General features: G+C 65.3%; 13 protein-coding genes and 1 pseudogene. All 14 read right to left on the bottom strand.

Annotated elements, in window-relative coordinates:
- A pseudogene (locus JQ575_RS36350) lies at positions 1-859 on the bottom strand (hypothetical protein); the annotation flags it as partial.
- A complete protein-coding gene (locus JQ575_RS36355) occupies positions 819-5,456 on the bottom strand; it encodes a cadherin-like domain-containing protein (RefSeq protein ID WP_212038019.1) in 4,638 nt (1,545 codons plus the stop codon). The pseudogene JQ575_RS36350 and the gene JQ575_RS36355, both read right to left, overlap by 41 nt.
- A gap of 348 nt (positions 5,457-5,804) precedes the next feature.
- The gene (locus tag JQ575_RS36360; protein WP_212038020.1) at positions 5,805-7,412 is read right to left on the bottom strand and encodes an isochorismatase family protein; all 1,608 of its coding nucleotides are present in this window, start codon (positions 7,410-7,412) and stop codon (positions 5,805-5,807) included.
- 22 nt (positions 7,413-7,434) lie between these two features.
- Positions 7,435-8,283 carry an MBL fold metallo-hydrolase gene (locus JQ575_RS36365; RefSeq protein ID WP_212038021.1) on the bottom strand — a complete coding sequence of 283 codons (849 nt, stop codon included), beginning with the start codon at positions 8,281-8,283 and terminating at the stop codon, positions 7,435-7,437.
- A gap of 39 nt (positions 8,284-8,322) precedes the next feature.
- Entirely contained in the window at positions 8,323-9,222 is a 900-nt protein-coding gene (locus tag JQ575_RS36370) for an amidohydrolase (RefSeq protein ID WP_212038022.1), read from the bottom strand.
- Positions 9,219-10,337: a VWA domain-containing protein gene (locus JQ575_RS36375; RefSeq protein ID WP_212038023.1), complete on the bottom strand. Its 1,119-nt coding sequence runs from the start codon at positions 10,335-10,337 to the stop codon at positions 9,219-9,221. Before JQ575_RS36375 ends, JQ575_RS36370 begins: the two co-directional genes overlap by 4 nt.
- Positions 10,334-11,215 (bottom strand): MoxR family ATPase, encoded by an 882-nt coding sequence (locus JQ575_RS36380; protein WP_212038024.1) that lies wholly within the window; start codon positions 11,213-11,215, stop codon positions 10,334-10,336. Before JQ575_RS36380 ends, JQ575_RS36375 begins: the two co-directional genes overlap by 4 nt.
- A gap of 10 nt (positions 11,216-11,225) precedes the next feature.
- Positions 11,226-12,251: a xanthine dehydrogenase family protein molybdopterin-binding subunit gene (locus JQ575_RS36385; protein ID WP_249167145.1), complete on the bottom strand. Its 1,026-nt coding sequence runs from the start codon at positions 12,249-12,251 to the stop codon at positions 11,226-11,228.
- A gap of 1 nt (position 12,252) precedes the next feature.
- Complete coding sequence (locus JQ575_RS36390; protein ID WP_212038026.1) at positions 12,253-13,932, bottom strand: xanthine dehydrogenase family protein molybdopterin-binding subunit; 1,680 nt, start codon at positions 13,930-13,932, stop codon at positions 12,253-12,255.
- A gap of 10 nt (positions 13,933-13,942) precedes the next feature.
- Positions 13,943-14,425 carry a (2Fe-2S)-binding protein gene (locus tag JQ575_RS36395; RefSeq protein ID WP_212038027.1) on the bottom strand — a complete coding sequence of 161 codons (483 nt, stop codon included), beginning with the start codon at positions 14,423-14,425 and terminating at the stop codon, positions 13,943-13,945.
- A gap of 11 nt (positions 14,426-14,436) precedes the next feature.
- Positions 14,437-15,261, bottom strand: a complete 825-nt coding sequence (locus JQ575_RS36400; RefSeq protein WP_212038028.1) for a xanthine dehydrogenase family protein subunit M — start codon at positions 15,259-15,261, stop codon at positions 14,437-14,439.
- A gap of 8 nt (positions 15,262-15,269) precedes the next feature.
- On the bottom strand, positions 15,270-15,713 hold the full coding sequence (locus JQ575_RS36405) for an SRPBCC family protein (protein ID WP_212038029.1): 444 nt from the start codon (positions 15,711-15,713) through the stop codon (positions 15,270-15,272).
- A 3-nt stretch (positions 15,714-15,716) separates the two neighbouring features.
- Positions 15,717-16,154, bottom strand: a complete 438-nt coding sequence (locus JQ575_RS36410; protein WP_211995586.1) for an SRPBCC family protein — start codon at positions 16,152-16,154, stop codon at positions 15,717-15,719.
- A 3-nt stretch (positions 16,155-16,157) separates the two neighbouring features.
- Positions 16,158-19,064 (bottom strand): flotillin family protein, encoded by a 2,907-nt coding sequence (locus tag JQ575_RS36415; protein WP_212038030.1) that lies wholly within the window; start codon positions 19,062-19,064, stop codon positions 16,158-16,160.
- Positions 19,065-19,068 lie beyond the last annotated feature (4 nt).

Below are 19,068 nucleotides of genomic sequence, written 5' to 3' on the forward strand. Positions count from 1 at the left end.
AGGTTTGACCGGAGCTGGAAAAAACCAGTTGGTCACTGTCTGTCCCTGCATCGATGGCGATGTTGGGATTCCATGCGGATGTGCTGCCGACGAATATAGTATCAAATTGGGCACCGAGGTTGATCGTCGTGACATTGGCACTTCCGCTGCTTAATAGTTGAACGGTATCGGACGAGCTTCCCCCCTGAATGATCGTGGCACTGGCAGCATCAGCAAGACGCACCAACTGACCACTAAAAGTACTGTCGTTGCCAACGTCGATCGTCGTTACGCTGGCATTGCCGGAGAGCATCACAGTATCGAAGCCGTCACCACCCAGAATGGTCGTTGCACTGGCGTTGCCGGAGAGCGTCATAGTATCTCTTCCGGCGCCACCCTGAATGGTACCGGCGCTGGCGGTGCCGGACAGATTGATCTGGCTCGTAAACGTGCTCCCGCCGAGCGTCACATCGCTGGTGGTGCCATCCCTCAGCGTCAGCGTGACCGGCGTCGTCGAGACGTTGACGACCTCCACCTTCTCGAAGTTCGCAAAGCCCGCAAGGGCGTTCAAGTTGAACGTGCCACCCCCGAACAGGACCAGCGAATCAAACCCTTCACCCCCGTCAAGATCGTCCCCGGGATTGAGCGTCAAGGCGTTGCCCTTGACCGTATCGTCGTCCGCCGTCAAGGCGAGAACATCGGCGCCCTCGGTGAGGACGATCGCATTGGGGTCTGAATGGAATGTCCCCTCGGTATCGACGATCGTCTCGATCGACGAGCTGAAGAAGATTGCTTCGCGTTCGGAGGCGGTGAAGGCGAAGCTTGAGGTCTGGAGCGTGTCATCGCCGGTGCCGCCGAAGACAGTGAGTGCCGGTGGCATTGCTGCTGTGAACGGCGAGACCCGAGATCGTCTTGCCGGTCAGGTCGAACGTCGCCTCGCCGGTCACGACTTTGCCGCCCGAGTTCCCGGAGATGCCGGTGAAGCCCGTCAGGGTGTCACCATCCACGAGCACGGAGTTGGTGCCGACCGATAGATTAGAGATATTGGTCAATGTTGCCGGCCGCAGATCATAGGTTTGACCGGAGCTGGAAAAAACCAGTTGGTCACTGTCTGTCCCTGCATCGATGGCGATGTTGGGATTCCATGCGGATGTGCTGCCGACGAATATAGTATCAAATTGGGCACCGAGGTTGATCGTCGTGACATTGGCACTTCCGCTGCTTAATAGTTGAACGGTATCGGACGAGCTTCCCCCCTGAATGATCGTGGCACTGGCAGCATCAGCAAGACGCACCAACTGACCACTAAAAGTACTGTCGTTGCCAACGTCGATCGTCGTTACGCTGGCATTGCCGGAGAGCATCACAGTATCGAAGCCGTCACCACCCAGAATGGTCGTTGCACTGGCGTTGCCGGAGAGCGTCATAGTATCTCTTCCGGCGCCCCCCTGAATGGTACCGGCGCTGGCGGTGCCGGACAAATTGATCTGGGTCGTAAAGGCGACCCCGCCGATCGTCACATCGCTTGTCGTGCCGTCCCTCAGTGTCAGCGTGACCGGCGTCGTCGAGGACGTGTTGACGACCTCCACCTTCTCGAAGTTGGCAAAGCCCGCAAGGGCGTTCAAGTTGAACGTGCCGCCCCCGAACAGGGCCAGCGAATCAAACCCGTCGCCCCCGTCAAGATCGTCCCCGGAATTGAGCGTCGAAGCGTTGCCTATTACCCGCGTATTGACGGCGCTGGGTAGAAGCACGTCCGTTCCGGTGGTCAAGGTGACTTCCTCACCACCGACAACATTGAACACAGTCAAGTTGAAGCTCTGCGCAACCGGCGTTGAGCCGTCCTCGTTGCCGTCCTCCACCGACACGGCAAACGATGCCGCCGACGTCTCCGTGCCGTCATGCTGGAACGACACCAGCCCGGCCGCCAGCTGCTGGCCCGTGAAGCTGGTCGCCGATGACCCGTTCACCAGCAGCGTGCCGTTCACCGGGTTGGTCACCGTGAACGTCACATCCGCAGCGCCGTCGTCCGGATCCGTGAAACTCAGGTCGGTCGCCGTGATTGCATAGGTGCCGCCCTCCTGCACCGCCGCCGTCAGATCGCCCGTCAGGGCCGGCGCCTGATTCTGCGCCGTCACCGTCAGGTCGAAGCTTTGCGCCACCGACGTCGAACCGTCCTCGTCGCCGTCCTCCACCGAAACCGCAAACGACGCCGCCGACGTCTGCGAGCCGTCATGCTGGAACGACACCAGCCCATCCGCCAACTGCTCGCCCGTGAAGCTACTCGCCGATGACCCGTTCACCAGTAGTGTGCCGTTAACAGGGTTGGTCACCGTGAACGTTACATCCGCCGCGACATCGTCCGGGTCCGCGAAGTTCAGGTCGGCCGTCGTGATCGCATAGCTGCCGCCTTCCGACACCGTCGCCGCCAAGCCGCCCGTCAGGGCCGGCGCATCGTTCTGCGCCGTGACGCTGAAGTTGAAGCTCTGCGCAACCGGCGTCGAACCGTCCTCGTCGCCGTCCTCCACCGAAACCGCAAACGATGCCGCCGACGTCTCCGAGCCGTCATGCTGGAACGACACCAGACCGTCCGCCAATTGCTGGCCCGTGAAACTGCCCGCCGATGATCCGTTCACCAGCACGGTGCCGTTTACGGGGTTAGTTACCGTGAACGTGACATCCGAGGCGGCATCGTCCGAATCCGTGAAGTTCAGGTCGGTTGTCGTGATTGCATACGTGTCGCCTTCCGACACCGTCGCCGCCAGATCGCCCGTCAAGACCGGCGCCTGATTTTGTGCCGTCACCGTCAGGTCAAAGGTCTGCGCCACCGGCGTTGAGCCGTCCTCGTTGCCGTCCTCCACCGACACGGCAAACGATGCCGCCGAGGTTTCCGAGCCGTCGTGCTGGAACGACACCAGCCCGTCCGCCAGCTGTTGGCCCGTGAAGGTGCTCGCCGAGGATCCGTTCACCAGCAGCGTGCCGTTCACCGGGTTCGTCACCGTGAACATCACATCCGATGCGTCGTCGTCCGGATCCGTGAAGTTCAGGTCGGCAATTGTGATTGCATAGCTGCCGCCTTCCGACACCGTGGCCGCCAGGTCCCCGGTCAGACCCGGCGCGTCGTTTTGCGCTGTGACATCAAAGTTGAAGGTCTGCGCTACCGGCGCCGAGCCGTCCTCGTCGCCGTCCTCCACCGACACCGCAAACGACGCCGCCGACGTCTCCGAGCCGTCGTGCTGGAACGACACCAGCCCGTCCGCCAATTGCTGGCCCGTGAAGCTGGTCGCCGATGACCCGTTCACCAGCACGGTGCCGTTGACAGGGTTGGTCACCGTGAACGTCACACCCGACGCGCCGTCGTCCGCGTCCGTGAAGTTCAGGTCGGCCGTCGTGATTGCATAGCTGCCGCCTTCCGACACTGTCGCCGCCAGCCCGCCGGTCAGGACCGGCGCGTCGTTCTGCGCCGTGACACCAAAGTTGAAGGTCTGTGCTACCGGCGTCGACCCGTCCTCGTTACCGTCCTCCACCGACACGGCAAACGACGCGGCCGACGTCTCCGAACCGTCGTGCTGGAACGATACCAACCCGGCCACCAGCTGCTGGCCCGTGAAGCTGGTCGCCGATGACCCGTTCACCAGCACAGTGCCGTTGACAGGGTTGGTCACCGTGAAGGTCACACCCGACGCGACATCGTCCGGATCGGTAAAGTTCAGGTCGTCGGTTGTGATCGCATAGCTGCCACCCTCCGACACCGTCGCCGCCAGGTCGCCTGTCAGAACCGGCGCGTCGTTCTGCGCCGTGACACCAAAGTTGAAGCTCTGCGCAACCGGCGTCGAGCCGTCCTCGTTGCCGTCCTCCACCGACACGGCAAACGACGCCGACGACGTTTCCGAGCCGTTGTGCTGGAACGAGACCAGCCCGTCCGCCAACTGCTGGCCCGTGAAGCTGGCCGCCGAAGACCCGTTCACCAGCACGGTGCCGTTGACGGGGTTGGTCACCGTGAACGTCACACCCGACGCGACGTCGTCGGGGTCCGTGAAGTTCAGGTCGGCCGTGGTGATGGCATAGGTGCCGCCCTCCGATACCGTCGCCGCTAGGTCCCCGGTCAGGACCGGAGGCGCATTTGTCGACGGGAAGGTGATCGTCGCCGTCGCGCTCCCGATGTTCTGGCCACCATTGGCGGTGCCGTCACCGTCGTTGAGGGTGAACGCAAGCTGACGGGGCTGCGTCGACGGGCTGCCGGAGGTGTTCGCATAGCCGATGTGCTCGAGCAGAATCTGCACCGCCGCCGGTGTGGAATTGTTGTTGCTGAACGTGATGACAAGATCGGTTCCATTGGTGCCGCCCGACACGGAGCCAATGGTAGTGCCGTTGACGCGCACGGTGCTGCCGCCGTTGGTCAAGGTGACCACCGAATCGGCTATGATGCCCAGCCGGTCTGTCGTCACACCGTTCTGAGTGAAGGCGACGCGCAGCGCGCCGCCGTTGAAATTCGTCGAATCGACATCGATGACCGTGCCTGCGGGCGCGATCTTAGTCAGCGGACTGCCGACACTGTACGCAAGCGACACCGAACTGCCTGCCGCCCCGCCATTCAAGTCGACCACCGGCGCATCATTTGCGGCCGCGACGCTGACGGTCACGCTGCGCGCTACACTGGCGTCCGTGCCGTCACCGACAACGATCTGAACCGTCCGGTTGGAGGACGTCGGTTGATTGCTGGTGTTGTTGTACTGGATGCCTTGCAGGATCGCCTGATAGGTGGCTTGCGAGGCGGAGCCAGTGATCGATAGCGTACCGGTGGCCTGGCTGTAGCTCACCGTCAGCCCGGCGGCAGCGGCGGCTGCAGAAGCGTTGAGCGAAAGCTGCTCGACCGCATTTCCGTCCGGACGCGTCGTCAGCCTGGCAGTAAGCGAAGTGACGTTTGGCGAGTCGGGATCGGAGATCGTCGCGACCGGCGCAATCACGCTCGGGGTCTGCTCGATGAACGCGTCGGTCGCATTGTTGCCGGTCCCCGGGCCATTGAGATCAACGAGTGGGCGGTCGTTCACCGGCGTGACAGTCAGCGTGTCAGTGCGACTGGTCCCCGCGAGATTGAACGTGAGAGCCTGGCTGGTTGTGGGAGCGTCGCTCGTATCCAGAAAGGTCAGATTGCGGATGACAGTCTGAACCCGGTTATCGGTCGCGTTACTGTTGAAGGTGACGACGAAATTCGCGCCGCCAGAGCCTCCCGCGAACGTGCCAATGGTGTTGCCGTTAATACGGATGCTATTGCCGACAATGGTGACACCGTTGCCAAATCCGATCTGATCTTCGGCCAGCAACCCCGAAATGGTCAGCGTCTGGCCGTTGAAGTTGCCGCTCGCGCTTACGGTCGCTCTCGGCGCTAACCGGATTGCAGACCCGCCTTCGGAGTAGGAGCCCGTCGCGTTGACGCCAGAAGTGGAGTTGTCGAGGTCGAAGCCATTCACAGTCGCCATAGCGCCCTCCTCATGTGGGGCGGAAGGCTGCGTTCGCTGCGCAAGGGCAATAGTGGATATGTGCCCGGGCAGACCTGAGTCAGAATTGGACTCAAATCCCGTTCACAAGAAGCGGCCAGACAATTAGTCCCCTCGCTACGACGAAGCCCTTCCGGATTATTTTGATACGTGCTTCAAATGCCCCATCGTGTGGATGGCGCGTCGCTGCGCCGGCGGCAGAGCGGCACGATGGGCGGGCTGAGGACACCCCAACCTGGTACACTTGTCCATGTGCCTCGTCGCCAGGGTAGAGCCCTCTTCCGGGGTAATCCCATCGCATAGTCCTGCAACGAAGATTTCTACCCTAGATCAGGACAATGCAGCGATGAGATCGTCAGCGCGAGTCACCATCGCCACGTTCTGGATCGCGTAGTTCACCGCGGCAATGTGCCATTCGGCGTTCATCGTCGAGCAGCAATCCTCCGGCACGATCATGTAGAAGCCTTTGTCCGCGCCGGTGCGGGCGGTGTGCTCGATTGACATATTGGTCCAGGCGCCGGTGACGATGACGAAATCGCGCCCGGCCGCCTTCAGCATCGCCTCCAGCCTCGTGCCCTCCCAGGCACTCATCCGCATTTTCTCCACCACCTGGTCGCCGGCGTGCGGCTCGAGCCCCGGCACCGGCGCAGCGCCCCAGGTGCCGCGCACCAGTGCTTTGGCGTCGATCAACCCCTCGAACAGCGGCGCATTCGCCGTAACGCCCGGCGCGCCGGGCTCCACCACGAACCAGACGTGAATCACCATGACGCCGCGCGCACGCGCGGCCTCCGCGAGCCGCTTCGCGTTGGCGATGGCGTTCTGTTCGCGGCAATGTGCCGGCGAACCGGACGACTCAAAAGCGCCGCCGTCCATCACCACATCGTTTTGCATGTCCTGAATGATCAGCGCACAGCGCATCGGATCGACCGCGTAACCCGGCTCGGCGAGCTGGGCCGCAGACCGATTGACAGTGGCCACCGGAGCCACCGGAGCCGGTGCCGGCCGGGCTGCGGCCGGCGCGTTCTGGCTGGCACGCATATAGGGTTCGTTGCGCGGCCCGACCTTCACCGGCACCGCATAGACCGAATGCGTCGCGGTGATGTAGAGCGTGCGCCAATCCGGCCCGCCCCAGGTCAGATTGCTGACCAGTTCGGGAACGCGCAGCTTGCCGATCAATCTGCCGTCCGGCGCATAGACCCAGATTCCGCCCGGCGCCGAAACCCAGACATTGCCGAGCGCGTCGCATTTCATGCCATCAGGCACGCCGGGCTCCGTGGCCGAGACGATGTTGGAGGCGAACACCCGCCCGTTACCGAGACCGCCACCGGCATCGACGTCGAACACGCGGATCAGATGCTTGACGGTATCGTTGACGTAGAGCCGCTGCTCATCCGGCGAAAAGCACAGCCCGTTCGGCTGATCGAACAGATAGCGGTCGACCAGCAATTGCGGCTCGCCGCCACGCGGCGGCACGCGATAGACGCCCTGGAAGCCGAGCTGACGCGGCCGTTCGACGCCGTAGACCGGCATCCGGCCGTACCACGGGTCGGAAAAATAGATCGCGCCGTCGGACTTGACGCAGACGTCATTCGGCGAATTCAGCTCCAGCCCGTCGAAATGCGACGCCAAAATCTCGCGCCGCCCGTCGGGACGTTCGCGCACCAGCGTGGAAGTGGCGTGCTCGCAGACGATCAGGTTCAGCCCGGCATCATAGGTCATGCCGTTGCATTTGTTGGCCGGACGCATCGCCTCGCGAATGCCCTGCCCGTCGAGACGGCGGCGCACGTCACCCGGCATGTCGGAGAACAGCAAATCATGCGCCTTCGGGTGCCAGACCGGACCTTCCGTGAACTGGAATCCGGTGCCGGCCTGCCGCACCGGCGCCCACAGGTCGATCAGGTCGGCAAAGGAAGGGCGCAGCGCGATATGCGTGGTCATCGCTGGTCTCCGGAGCCGCAGCTCATGCCGCGAACCAATTGCGTGACGGCAGCGATTGCACGATCGGTCCCGGCACCGCCATGTCGAGGCGCGCCACGACCTGGCCGTGCTCGATCTTGGCCGGCTTGTCATGCACCGGCAGCAGGAAACGCGAACCGGACAGCAGCCGCTTGATCGCCGCCTTCTCCTCGCGCTTGGTGTTGCCGTGGTTGCCTGTGGTGCGCGGCTCGTTGTGATGCAGTTCGTGGAAAGGATTCACGATCTGGTCGTTGAAATCGTAGATCACGTCGCCGCATATGGTGGCGCGGCCCTCGGCGGTCTCGACATGGATGTTCATTGAGCCTTCGGTGTGAGCGCCCGCCGCATCGACGGTTACACCGGGGCAGACCTCGATCGGGCCGGACAGTTCGAGATCTTCCAGCCGCAGCGCGTGGCGGGTGTGCAACCGGTCGATCAGGTGCTTGATGTCAGGCGCCGGATATTGCGGATGCATCAGGCCCGACACCGAATATTCCAGTTCGCGCCGGTTCAGCAGCACCGTCGTGTTCATCGGAAACAACTCGTCCTTGCCGGCATGGTCGATGTGGAGATGGGTGTGCATGACGTAGCGCACATCGCCCATCCGCACGCCATATCTCGCGAGCTGGTTCTCTATCATGTTCTCATGGTGCTGCAGCCCGCGCATGCCGAGGCTTTCCATGATCTGGTTGTGCCGATAGCCGGTATCGACCACCATCGGCCACGGCCCTCCGAGGATCAGGAAGCCGTAAGTGTATACCCGCCTGGTGTGCCCGCAATCGCGCCCCAGTACGAGGAAGCTGGATTCCAGCTCGATGTCGCCGTAGTCCAGGATCTTGATTTCGAGCGCCATGTGATTTTTCCCCTCGTTGAATCCCGTTGTTTTCTGAAATCAGGCCAGCCGGTAGATGCCGGCGGCGGTGTCGTGAAAGATCGCCTGCCGGTCCGCGGCGGACAGCGACTGCGTCGCCGCGCGATAGGCATCGAACAACGCCTCGTAGCGGGTCCAGAGTTTTTCGATCGGAAAGTTGGAGCCGAACATGCAGCGGCCGGCGCCGAACAGCCGCACGGTTTCACCGACCACGAAGCCGATATGCGCGGGGTCATTGCGATGCAGGAAGGTGCCGAGGCCGGACAGCTTCGCCACAACGTTGGGCCGCTGCGCCAGCAGCGCCATGCCGGCGCGCCAGCTCTCAATGCCGGCGGGCGACAAATCCTCCAGCATGCCGGCATGCTGCAGAACGAAGCTGACGCCGGGACAGGCATCGGCAAGCTCGGCCGCACCGGCCATCTGCGGCGCGAACACCTGCAGATCGAAGGCCCAGCCATATTCGCTCAATCGCGCGATGTTGCGCCGGAGCGTGGGATCGCGCGCCAGATCCGCACCCGATGCGAAACGATATTGCGGATTGTCGTGCCAGTGCAGCTGCATCCTGACGCCTCGCACCAGCGGGAACGCCGCCAGTTGCTCCAGTTGCGACCGCACATCCTCCGCGGTGAAATCCGCATAGGCGACGATGGCGTGCGGCCAGCCGGTTTCCCGCGCAGCGTCGCTGACATAGCGGACCTCATCGAGGAAGCGCGCCGGTGCCCAGTTCGCCTGCACGTAAACCGATCGCGTGATGCCGGCGGCGGAGACATCCGCCAGATATTCCGCGATGGTGTAGTCGCGGCGGATCGGCTCGTAGGGCCCAAAGATCCGCGGCAGCATCGGACCGAGCAGCCAGGGCAGATCCTGCTGCCGCCAGATGTGATGATGCGCATCGACGCAGCCGGACGCAGGCTTGGTCATCGGGCGGCCCTCCGTCGTGAGAGATCGAGAACATGCCGGCACAGCCGCTCGGTCGTCGCGCCATTGGCGACGCTGTCGAGCATCGGCAGCACCGCGCGCAGCGCCGCGGTCTCGGGGCGATAATCGGCCGCGGCGGCCAGCGGCGTCAGCCAGTCGATCCGCCAGGCGCGCGCGGCGAGATGGCCGACCGCGCGGATCATCTGCGCCGGATCGCCGCGCTCGAGCCCGTCGGACAGCACCAGCACCAGCGCGCCGCGGGCGTAGCCGGCGAAGCGTGGCACCGCGAGGAAGGCGGCCAGCGCATCGCCAATCCGGGTGCCGCCGTCCCAGTCGGCCACGAGATCCGCGGCGACCGCAAGCGACTGCTCGCGGTTCTTCAGCCGCAGCGCACGGGTCAGCCGCGTCAGCCGCGTGCCGAACGTGAACACCTCGACGCGCGGAGTTGCGTTGACCAGCGCATGGGCAAAGCGCAGATGCGCGTCGGAGCGCGCCTTCATCGAGCCGGACACGTCGATCAGCAGCAGGATGGCGCGAGGCCGCAATTGGCGTTCGCGGCGGCGCAGCCGGACGAGCTCGCCATCGGTGCGGATGGCGTCCCGCAGCGAGCGCTGCAGGTCAAAGCCCCCGCCGCGCTTGGCGGAACGCATCCGATAGCCGCGGCGGCGCGGCAGGCGAGCCGGCAGGTGCCGGCTGAAACGCGCCAGCTGATGGCTCTCGTCGTCCGGCCGCAGCGCGCGCCGCGACAGCGCCTCGCTTGATGTCGCCGCCTGCCCGGTTTCGTTTGTCTCGTCCGATAGCGGCGCGTCATAGCCCGCGCCATCGTCCTGAACTTTCAGCTCCTCGTCGCTTTCGGCGACCTGATCGGACAGCACGCCGGCAAGGCCGAGAAAGTGCATGTCGAACAGCATGTCGAAATCGGGTTGCCGCTCGAACGGCGGCGCCAGCGTGGCGACGCCGGCACGGCGGATGTCCTCGATATCGCGCGGGCCGAGCAGTTCGATCGCGCGCAGAAAGGCCAGACCCTGTTCCGGCGCGACCGGAAAGCCATTGCCGCGCAGCAGCGCGATGAAATCCAGCAGCGGCCGGGCCGCGCGCGGCAGAGCAAGCGCCGTCATGCCGCGATCTCCGCGATGATGGCGTCGAGCCGCGGTGCGATGAAGGCAAGATCCTCTTCGTCCTTCAGCGCCACGCCGATCGCGCGGCGGAACGCGTCCGGCCACGGCGCGCCGGTTTTCGCCAGCAGCGTCGACGCCTCCGCCCAGTCGATCGCTTCGGCGACGCCGGGCGGCTTGGTCAGCGGCTCCTGCCGCAGCCGCCCGACCGCCGTCACGATCGCGCGCGCGGTGGCCTCGGCGACGGAGGACGAACGCATCATGATGATCCGCGCCTCGCGCTCCGGGTCCGGATAGGCGATGTAGTGATAGACGCAGCGCCGCCGCAGCGCTTCATGCAGATCGCGGGTGCGGTTCGAAGTCAGGATCACCACCGGGCGTTCATGCGCGCGCAGCGTGCCGCGCTCCGGGATCGAGATCGAGAAATCCGACAGGAATTCAAGCAGGAACGCCTCGAACTCAGGATCGGAGCGGTCGATTTCGTCGATCAGCAGCACGGTCGAGTCCGGCCGGCGCAGCGCCGCCAGCATCGGCCGCTCGATCAGGAAATCGTCGCGGTAGATGTCGATCGGCTCGTCGCCTGCCTGGCGGATCGCCAGCATCTGGCGCGGGTAGTTCCACTCGTACAGCGCGGCGGCGGAATCGATGCCCTCATAGCATTGCAGCCGGATCAACTGCCGCCCCATGATTCCGGCGATCGCCTTGGCGGCCTCGGTCTTGCCGACACCCGGCGCGCCTTCCAGCAGCAACGGCTTGCCGAGCGCGAGCGCGAGATAACCGGCGGTCGCAAAGCCGTCATCGGCGAGGTAATAGGCCGCGCGCAGCGCCTCGGCCAGTTTCTCCGGCCGATCGATCCCACCAACACTACCGCGCATCGCCATCCCGATGCCCCTATGCGCGCCGGACTTGCGGCCGCGCGCCGCCCTGCGCCTTCAATGCGCGCAGGATCTTTTCCGGGGTGATCGGCAGCGTATCGATGCGCACGCCGATGGCGTTGAAGATCGCGTTGGCGACCGCCGGCAGCACCGGATTGGCGCACATCTCGCCGGGGCCCTTGCCGCCGAACGGACCATCCGGCGCCGGCCGCTCCAGCACCGTGATGTCGTGCGGCGCGATGTCGCCGGGGCCAGGCATCAGATATTGGTTGTAGTCGCGCCCGCCATGTTCGGGGTTTGGATAATACGGCTCCGGCGTCTCGTAGAGCGCGTGGCTCATGCCCATCCAGGCGCCGCCGACCAGTTGTTGCTCGACCATTTTCGGATTGAGCGCGCGGCCGAGCTCATAGGCGCTGGTCAGCTTGTTGACCTTGACGTCACCGGTTTCGTCGCAGACCTCCAGATCGACGACGAGGCAGGCATGAGCATAGGCGGTGACCGGCGACATCTCGCCGGTCTCCGGATGGACCGTCGAGAGCGGGATCAGAAAGATGCCGCGGCCGGAGATCGTCTTGCCCTGCTTGAACTGCGCCGCCTGCGACGCGGCTTTCACGGTGATCGATTTCGACGCCGCGCCGCGGACGTGGATGTTGCCCTTGCCGTCGGTGACGAGGTCGTCGGCGTTGACCTCGAGCTCCTCGGCGGCCGCCTCCAGCAGCACGCCCCGCGCCTCCTTTGCGGCGACGATCACCGCATTGCCAACGCGATGCGTGCCGCGCGAGGCGAACGAGCCCATGTCGTGCGGACCGGTGTCGCTGTCGGCGGTATCGACATAGACGTCCTCGATCGGCACGCCCAGCGTCTCTGCCGCGATCTGCCGGCTGACCTGCTTCATGCCCTGCCCGAGATCAATCGCCGACAGCGCCACGGTGAACTTGCCGTCCGGATTGGCATGCACCAGCGCCTGGCTGGGATCGCCGCCGAGATTCATGCCGATCGGGTAGTTGATGGACGCCATTCCGCGCCCCTGATGCCGTGCCATCTCAGCGCCTCCGTGTGAACACTGACGAGAACCGCGCCGCGCCGTGTTGGGGTGGTGCCGGCGCATTCGGAACCGGCGGCGCCGGAGCCGGCAAGGGCGCAGCATCGGCTGGCTGCGCCGGATAATTCGGCAGTGCTGCCGCCGGCTGATGCGCCGGCGGCGGCTGATAGACCGGCACGGCGGGCCGCGGCTGATGCGCCGGTAGCGGTGCCGCGCCCGGCGTCAGCTGTGGCGGCGCCTGCCGCGTCTCCGGCCTGCCGATCCGGCCGCTCTCATCGGTCACCGTGGGCGGTATGGCCGCGCGCGGGCCGCCGCCGCCGCTCAGCGACGAAGCGCGCCGCGCCGTCTCGCTCAAAGGCCAGTTCACCTTCTCGGCCACGACCTGCACGCATTCGATCAGCGCGGTGTTGTGCGCGACACGGCGATGCGCCTTCATGTCGCCGTCGCGATAGGCGTTGAGGATGCGGAACTCCATCGGGTCGATGCCGACCAGATGCGCCAGCTTGTCCATCTGCACCTCGATCGAGAAGTCCACCCCGGTGACGCCGAAGCCGCGCATCGCGGTGGCCGGCACGCGGTTGGTGAAGACGCAATAGGCATCGCCGCGCACATTCGGGATCGTGTAGGGGCCCGGCATGTGCGCGACGCATTTGACCACGCCGTAGCTGGTCAGCCGCGTGTAGGCGCCGGCATCGAAATAGGAGGTGATCTGCCGCGCGACGATACGGCCGTCGCGCATCACGCCGTCCTTGATGACGTGCCGCTCGGCCCCGCGCGGCGAGGCGAACTGCATCTCCTCCTCGCGCCCCAGCACATAGCGGACCGGCCGACCGGTGAGGATTGCGCCGAGCACCGCCAGCGGCTCGGTCAGCGAGTCGACCTTGCCGCCAAAGCCGCCACCGACGGTACCGCCGATGAAGTGCAGCCGGTTGGATTCCAGCGCAAGGATTTTCGCGGTGGTGCCGAGCGAGAAGAACAGGCCCTGCGCGCAGGAATGCACGACGTAGCGGTTGTTGGTTTCGGGCGCCGCGATGGTGCCGTTGGTCTCGGTCGAGGCGTGCTCGATCGGCGACATCTGGTAGCGCTCCTCGAGCACGTGATCGGCGGTGCGGAACGCCGCCTCGACATCGCCGAAGCGCAGCTTCTGATGGTCGTATTTGTCGTGATACTCGAAATAGTTTCCCGGATAGGTCTCGTTGACGACGACCGCGCCCGGCTTCAGCGCCTCCTGCACGTCGAACACCGTGGGCAGCGGATCATAGCTGACCCGAACAAGCTTGACCGCGGCCAGCGCTTCCGCCTCGCTGTCGGCAATGATGGCGACGATCGGCTCGCCCTTGTAGCGCACCTTGTCGACCGCGAGCGTCGGCTCGTCGTCCTTGCCGAAATCGATCAGGCTGAGCAGCGTGTTCTTGTTGAGCGGAACGTCCTGTCCCCGGATCACGCGCTTGACGCCAGGGGCGCGCTCCGCGGCTGTCACGTCGATGCTCCGGATCCGGGCGTGGTGGTGCGGCGAGCGCACGACCTTCAGATGCAGCAGGCCGTCAAAGCCGTGATCGTCGAAGAAGCGGGTGCGGCCGGTGACATGCCCCAGCATGTCCTGGCGCTGCTCGCCCTTGCCGATCACGTTGAGATTGTCGTCGCGCTCGTCGGCGAACAGATCCTTGCGAAACTCCAGCATCGGGATCTCCTCAGGCGCGGCGGGCGCCGCGCTGCTGCGCGGCGGCCAGGATGGCGTTGATGATCGGCTCGTAACCGGTGCAGCGGCAGACATTGCCGGCGATCGCCTCGACGACCTCGACACGCGTCGGATTCGGATTGCGGTCGAGCAGCGCCTTCGCGGCCATCAGCATGCCGGGCGTGCAGAAACCGCACTGCGCGGCGAAATGCTCCATGAAGGCGGCCTGCAGCGGATGCAGTGTCGGCCCGTCGGCGAGCCCGCTCGCGGTTTCGATCGATCGCCCCTCGCAGGTCACGCTGAGCGTCAGGCACCCCAGCCGCGGCTCGCCATCGACCAGCACGGTGCAGACGCCGCAGGTGCCCTGGCCGCAACCGAACTTCGGGGCGAAATCGCCGAGCCCGCGCCTGATCGTGCCGAGCAGCGTTTCCGCCGGCTCGACGAACACCGCGCGATCCGAGCCGTTGAGGCGAAACTGTACAGGCATCCGGGCCATTCTGCGTTCCTTCAGGATGTCTCGCCGGCAAGCAGCCGGCCGAGATGCACAGGCAATACTTCACGGCGATACCATTCCGAGGCGATCGCATCGGTCGCGGGTTGCGTGCCCTCGAGCGCCGCACTCTTCGCTGCGGCAATGGTGGCGGCGTCCAGGGTGCGGCCTTCCAGCACGCGCTCGACCGCCTTGGCGCGCAGCGGCGTCGGCCCCATCGCGCCGTAGGCGATCCGCGCGCCGCTGATCCGTCCACCGTTCTGCGGCAGATGCGCCGCGATCGACAGCACCGAGACGCCCTTGGGCCGCACCCGGGCGACTTTGACGAAGCGAAACGCATCGGCGCCGGCCGGGCGGCTGAAGCCGACCGAAGCGACCAGTCCCACCCCGCCCCGCGCCCGGTTCGCCAGCATCTCCACCAGCGGCATTACCCGCGCGCCGCCGAAGCCGGCATGCAGCGTGACGACGGCGTCGAGCGCCAGCAGCGCGGTGGTGAAATCGCCATAGGGCGTTGCGGCGAACAGATTGCCGCCGATGGTCGCCGTGGTCCGCACGGCAGGACCGCCAATGCCGCGCGCCGCCGCATGCAGATAGGGCAGGTCACGGCTGGCCAGCACCATCGCCATGGTGACGCCGGCGCCGAGTTCGACGCGTGCACCGCCGGTGTTCATCGCCAGCAGCACCGGGTCGACCGCGCGCAGCAACGTGCCTTCCGTCATCACGCCTTCGTTGATATCGCGCACCAGCAGCGTGCCGCCGCCGAGCAACTGCGCGCCGCGGTCGCTGGCGAGGATGCCAGCGGCTTCCTGTAACCCCTGCACGATGCGGACATTGACGGGCATGGCGTTTCCTAACCTGCAAGTTCGGGCAGCTGGCGGACCGCCGCGATGCCGTTTGAATAGACTTCGTTGCCCACGAGCTCGGCGAGTTCCGTCTCGCGCCCGGCCGGCGTGGTGAACCGGCCTTCCCATTGCCAGAAGCTGCGATTGCCGTCGGTGACCGGCAGCAGCCGGACATGGGCGACGTAATTGAACAGCGGAATCGGCGTCTCCAGCAGGCAATAGCTGAAGGTCATTTCCAGATCCGACAGCGCCAGAAGCTGCTCGCGCAATTCGGCGCCGTCCTGCATCGTGAAGCGGCGGACGCAGCCGATCTTGTCGGACGGATAGCCGCGCTCGATGGTGCTCTTGGCGACGATCGGATGCCAGGATTCATGGCCGTTGAAGTCGCGCAGCACCGCCCACAGCCGCTCGGCCGGGGCGTCGATGATGGTGCTGCGAACCACCCGCGGCATGGCTCAGGCTCCGAAGGCGCGGTTGAGCGCGTCAAAACCGGTCTGGAACACATTGCCGCCGACCCCGCCGACCAGGTCTGCTTCCAGCTCCGGTGCGCAGTCGAAATCGGCGCTCCATTCGATGAAGGTACGGTCCTGGTCGGTGACGGGAGTCAGCCGCAGCGTGGCGACGTAGTTGGTCAGCGGCATCGGCGAATCAAGGATCGAATAGGTGCAGACCATGTCGAAGTCCGACAGGCCGAGCAGCTTTTCGCGCAGCCGGTCGCCGTTGCGCAGCGCGAATGCGCGGACGCAACCGACCTTGTCGGCCGGCTCACCGTTCTCGATCCGGCTCTCCGCGATACCGGGATGCCAGTTCGGTAAACCGTTGAAGTCGCGCACGCGCGCCCAGACCTTGGTGGCCGGCGCATTGATGACGCTGGATACATAGACGCGGGCCATCGATTACTCCTTGCCCTTGCCTTTGTCGCCGCGGCCGGATGGCTTGCGTTCGCCGGGCCCCGACTCCGTAAGGGTCGGCCCGTCCTTCGGCTTGGGCGGCAGGGCCTCCTTGCTGACGCGCTGCATGTCGCTGGCCTCGCGCATCAACCCGCCCATCTTGGCGAGGTTGCCGCCCTCGATGCCGATTTCCTTCAGCACCTGATCGATCAGCGGCGCCTGCACCCGGTAGCGCAGTGCCGATTCGATCACCTCGTCGGTCGGCGTGCGCGAACTGCCGCCGCCATTGCCGGCCATGCCGCCAAGCCCGTCGACATGCAGGATGCGGATGCCCTCGATCTTCTCCATCGGCTTGACGCTTTCGCGGACGATGCCCTCGATCCGGTCCAGCAGTCGGCGCCGGAACAGGCCGTAGCGCGCCTCGTCGGTGAGCGCATTCTCGGCCTCATAGAGCAGCTTCTGCGCTTCCGCATCGACCGCGGCGCGGATCGCATCGGCCTCGGCCCCAATTCGCTTCTCATCGGCGTTCTTTCTCGCCAGCATGATCTCGACCGCGGTACGCCGCTTGGCGTTCTCGCTTTCGCGCACCGTCTTGACGATCTCCTCGGCTTCCACCGCCTTGGCCTTCGCCATCTCCGCCTTCACCTGGGCTGCGGATTCCAGCAGCGACTTCTCGAAAATCGCGATCGCCTTGTCCATCACCGCGCTCTCGACCTCGCGTTCGCGATCGACCTCGAGCTTGCGCAGGTCGCGGTCGCGACCAACACGGGCCTCGTCGAGGCCGCGCTCGGAAGCGATGCGCGCACGTTCGATTTCCTCGCGCGCCGCAATTTCGGACTCCTGCAGCGCCTGGTTGCGCGCGATATCGAGCTGTTCGAGCGCCTTGCGCCGCTCCAGCCGGGCCACCTCCAACTCGCGCTCGCGCGTGATGTCGACCTTCTCGACCTCCTGGCGTGCATTGATCTCGGCTGCGCGCACGGCACGGTCGGAATCAACCCGCTCGATCTTCCGCGCGGAAATCGCGATGACGCGCTCCTCTTCAGCGATCTCGACGGTCTTCTTTTGATCGATCTGCAATACCTCGCGGCTCTTCGACGCCGCGATCCGCCCCTTGTCGATCGCAAGCTCGGCTTCGATGCGGCTTACCTCGACCGCATCGCGCTTCTTGATTTCGGCGGTCTCGATCGCCTTGGCGCGATCGATATCGAGGCTGCGGATTTCCAGATCGGAGGCGATCCGCGAGGCGGCAACCGCTTGCTCCTGTGCAATGCGAGCCGTCTCGGTCGCCTCGCGCGCGGCGATCTCAGCGCCTTCCAGCGTCTGCGTCCGTGCGATCTCCTGCGACCGGGTTTCCTGCTCGGCGAGAATGCGATGCGCCGCGATTTCCTTTTCGTTGGCGATCCGGGCCGCCTCGACCGCATGGAGCGCGGCGATCTCCGCCTCGTCGATCGCCTGGTTGCGGGTAATGGTCAGCGCGCGGACCCGCTCCTCCTGGACGATGCGGGCGGACTCCACCAGCTCCTTGGCCGCGATGGTCTCCTGCTGGACGGTACGATCACGGACGATCTCGCGCGCCAGCCGTTTTTCCTCCGCGGCGAGGCGACTGGCGATGATCGCGCTGTTGCGAGCAATTTCAGCGGATTCGGTGGCGAGCCGCGCGGCGATGTCGGCCTCCTCGATCGACCGCCGCTTCTCGATGTCGAGGCTGGAAATCCGCTGCTCGTTGGCGATCCGGTCGGTGCTGACCGACGCTTCCTGCGCAATCCGGGCGCGCTCGGTGGATTCGCGCGCGGCGATTTCAGCGGCCTGCAGCGCCCGCAACTGCTCGATCTCGCGCTCGCGGATCTCGCGGTCGGCGGTGATACGGGCCTCCTTGATCAGCTGGTCGTTGGCGATCCGCGCCTTCTCCACCATCTCGCGCGCGGCGATCTCGGCCTGGTCGACGGTCTGGCTGCGCTCGATCTCGCGCTGGCGGACGTCGCGCTCGGAGGCGATCCGCGCCTCGCTGATGGCGCGCTCATTGCCGATCCGCGACTTCTCGATTTCCTCGCGCGCGTTGATCTGGGCCTGCTCGGCCTCGGTGTCGCGCATCGCACGTTCGCGGGCGATTTCGGCGCGTTGCACGGCGCGGCGCACCTCGACGTCGCGCTGCTGCTCCAGGCGCGCCAGCTCGCTCTCGCGCTCGATCTCGAGCGACTGCTTCTCCGCCTCGAGATTGCGCGAGCGGATCTTGATCATCGAATCCTGTTCGATGTCGTTGCGCGCCTTGCGCCGGCCCTCGATCTGCTCGATCAGATGGGTCAGGCCCTCGGCATCGAAGCGGTTCGAGGCGTTGAAATATTGCAGGTCGGTCTGATCGAGATTGGTCAGCGCCACCGATTCCAGTTCGAGCCCGTTCTTGGCCAGCGCCTCGGCGGCGGCCTCCTTGACCTTGGCGAGATAGACCCCGCGCTGCTCGTGCATGTCCTCCATCGTCATTTCGGAGGCGACCGAGCGGATCGCCGAAACGAACTTGCCTGATAACAGCTCGTGCAGCGTCTCCGGCTGCATGGTGCGCCGGCCGAGCGTCGAGGCCGCGAGCGACACCGCCTCTGTGGTGGCGCGGACGCGGACGTAGAAGTCGGCGTCGATGTCGACCCGCATCCGGTCGCGGGTGATGATGGCGTCGTCCTGGCCGCGATGCACCCGCATCTGAAGCACGTTCATGTTGACAGGCGTGATGTCGTGGATGAACGGCAGCACGAAGGCGCCGGAATCGATCACCACTTTCTCGCCGGCAGCACCGGTACGGACGAACGCCGCCTCCTTCGACGAGCGCCGGTAGAGCCAGTTCACCAGATAGACGACGATCGCGATCACGACGATCGCGACGATCAGCCAGAGAATGAGCGCTCCGATCAGCTGGCCTGACATGTCT

The sequence above is a fragment of the Bradyrhizobium sp. JYMT SZCCT0428 genome, from assembly GCF_018131075.1.
Taxonomy (GTDB): Bacteria; Pseudomonadota; Alphaproteobacteria; order Rhizobiales; family Xanthobacteraceae; genus Bradyrhizobium.

Coding starts and splice junctions, on each gene's coding strand:
- JQ575_RS36355 (WP_212038019.1), bottom strand. CDS start 5,456: ATGGCGACTGTGAATGGCTTCGACCTCGACAACTCCACTTCTGGCGTC.
- JQ575_RS36360 (WP_212038020.1), bottom strand. CDS start 7,412: ATGACCACGCATATCGCGCTGCGCCCTTCCTTTGCCGACCTGATCGAC.
- JQ575_RS36365 (WP_212038021.1), bottom strand. CDS start 8,283: ATGGCGCTCGAAATCAAGATCCTGGACTACGGCGACATCGAGCTGGAA.
- JQ575_RS36370 (WP_212038022.1), bottom strand. CDS start 9,222: ATGACCAAGCCTGCGTCCGGCTGCGTCGATGCGCATCATCACATCTGG.
- JQ575_RS36375 (WP_212038023.1), bottom strand. CDS start 10,337: ATGACGGCGCTTGCTCTGCCGCGCGCGGCCCGGCCGCTGCTGGATTTC.
- JQ575_RS36380 (WP_212038024.1), bottom strand. CDS start 11,215: ATGGCGATGCGCGGTAGTGTTGGTGGGATCGATCGGCCGGAGAAACTG.
- JQ575_RS36385 (WP_249167145.1), bottom strand. CDS start 12,251: ATGGCACGGCATCAGGGGCGCGGAATGGCGTCCATCAACTACCCGATC.
- JQ575_RS36390 (WP_212038026.1), bottom strand. CDS start 13,932: ATGCTGGAGTTTCGCAAGGATCTGTTCGCCGACGAGCGCGACGACAAT.
- JQ575_RS36395 (WP_212038027.1), bottom strand. CDS start 14,425: ATGGCCCGGATGCCTGTACAGTTTCGCCTCAACGGCTCGGATCGCGCG.
- JQ575_RS36400 (WP_212038028.1), bottom strand. CDS start 15,261: ATGCCCGTCAATGTCCGCATCGTGCAGGGGTTACAGGAAGCCGCTGGC.
- JQ575_RS36405 (WP_212038029.1), bottom strand. CDS start 15,713: ATGCCGCGGGTGGTTCGCAGCACCATCATCGACGCCCCGGCCGAGCGG.
- JQ575_RS36410 (WP_211995586.1), bottom strand. CDS start 16,154: ATGGCCCGCGTCTATGTATCCAGCGTCATCAATGCGCCGGCCACCAAG.
- JQ575_RS36415 (WP_212038030.1), bottom strand. CDS start 19,064: ATGTCAGGCCAGCTGATCGGAGCGCTCATTCTCTGGCTGATCGTCGCG.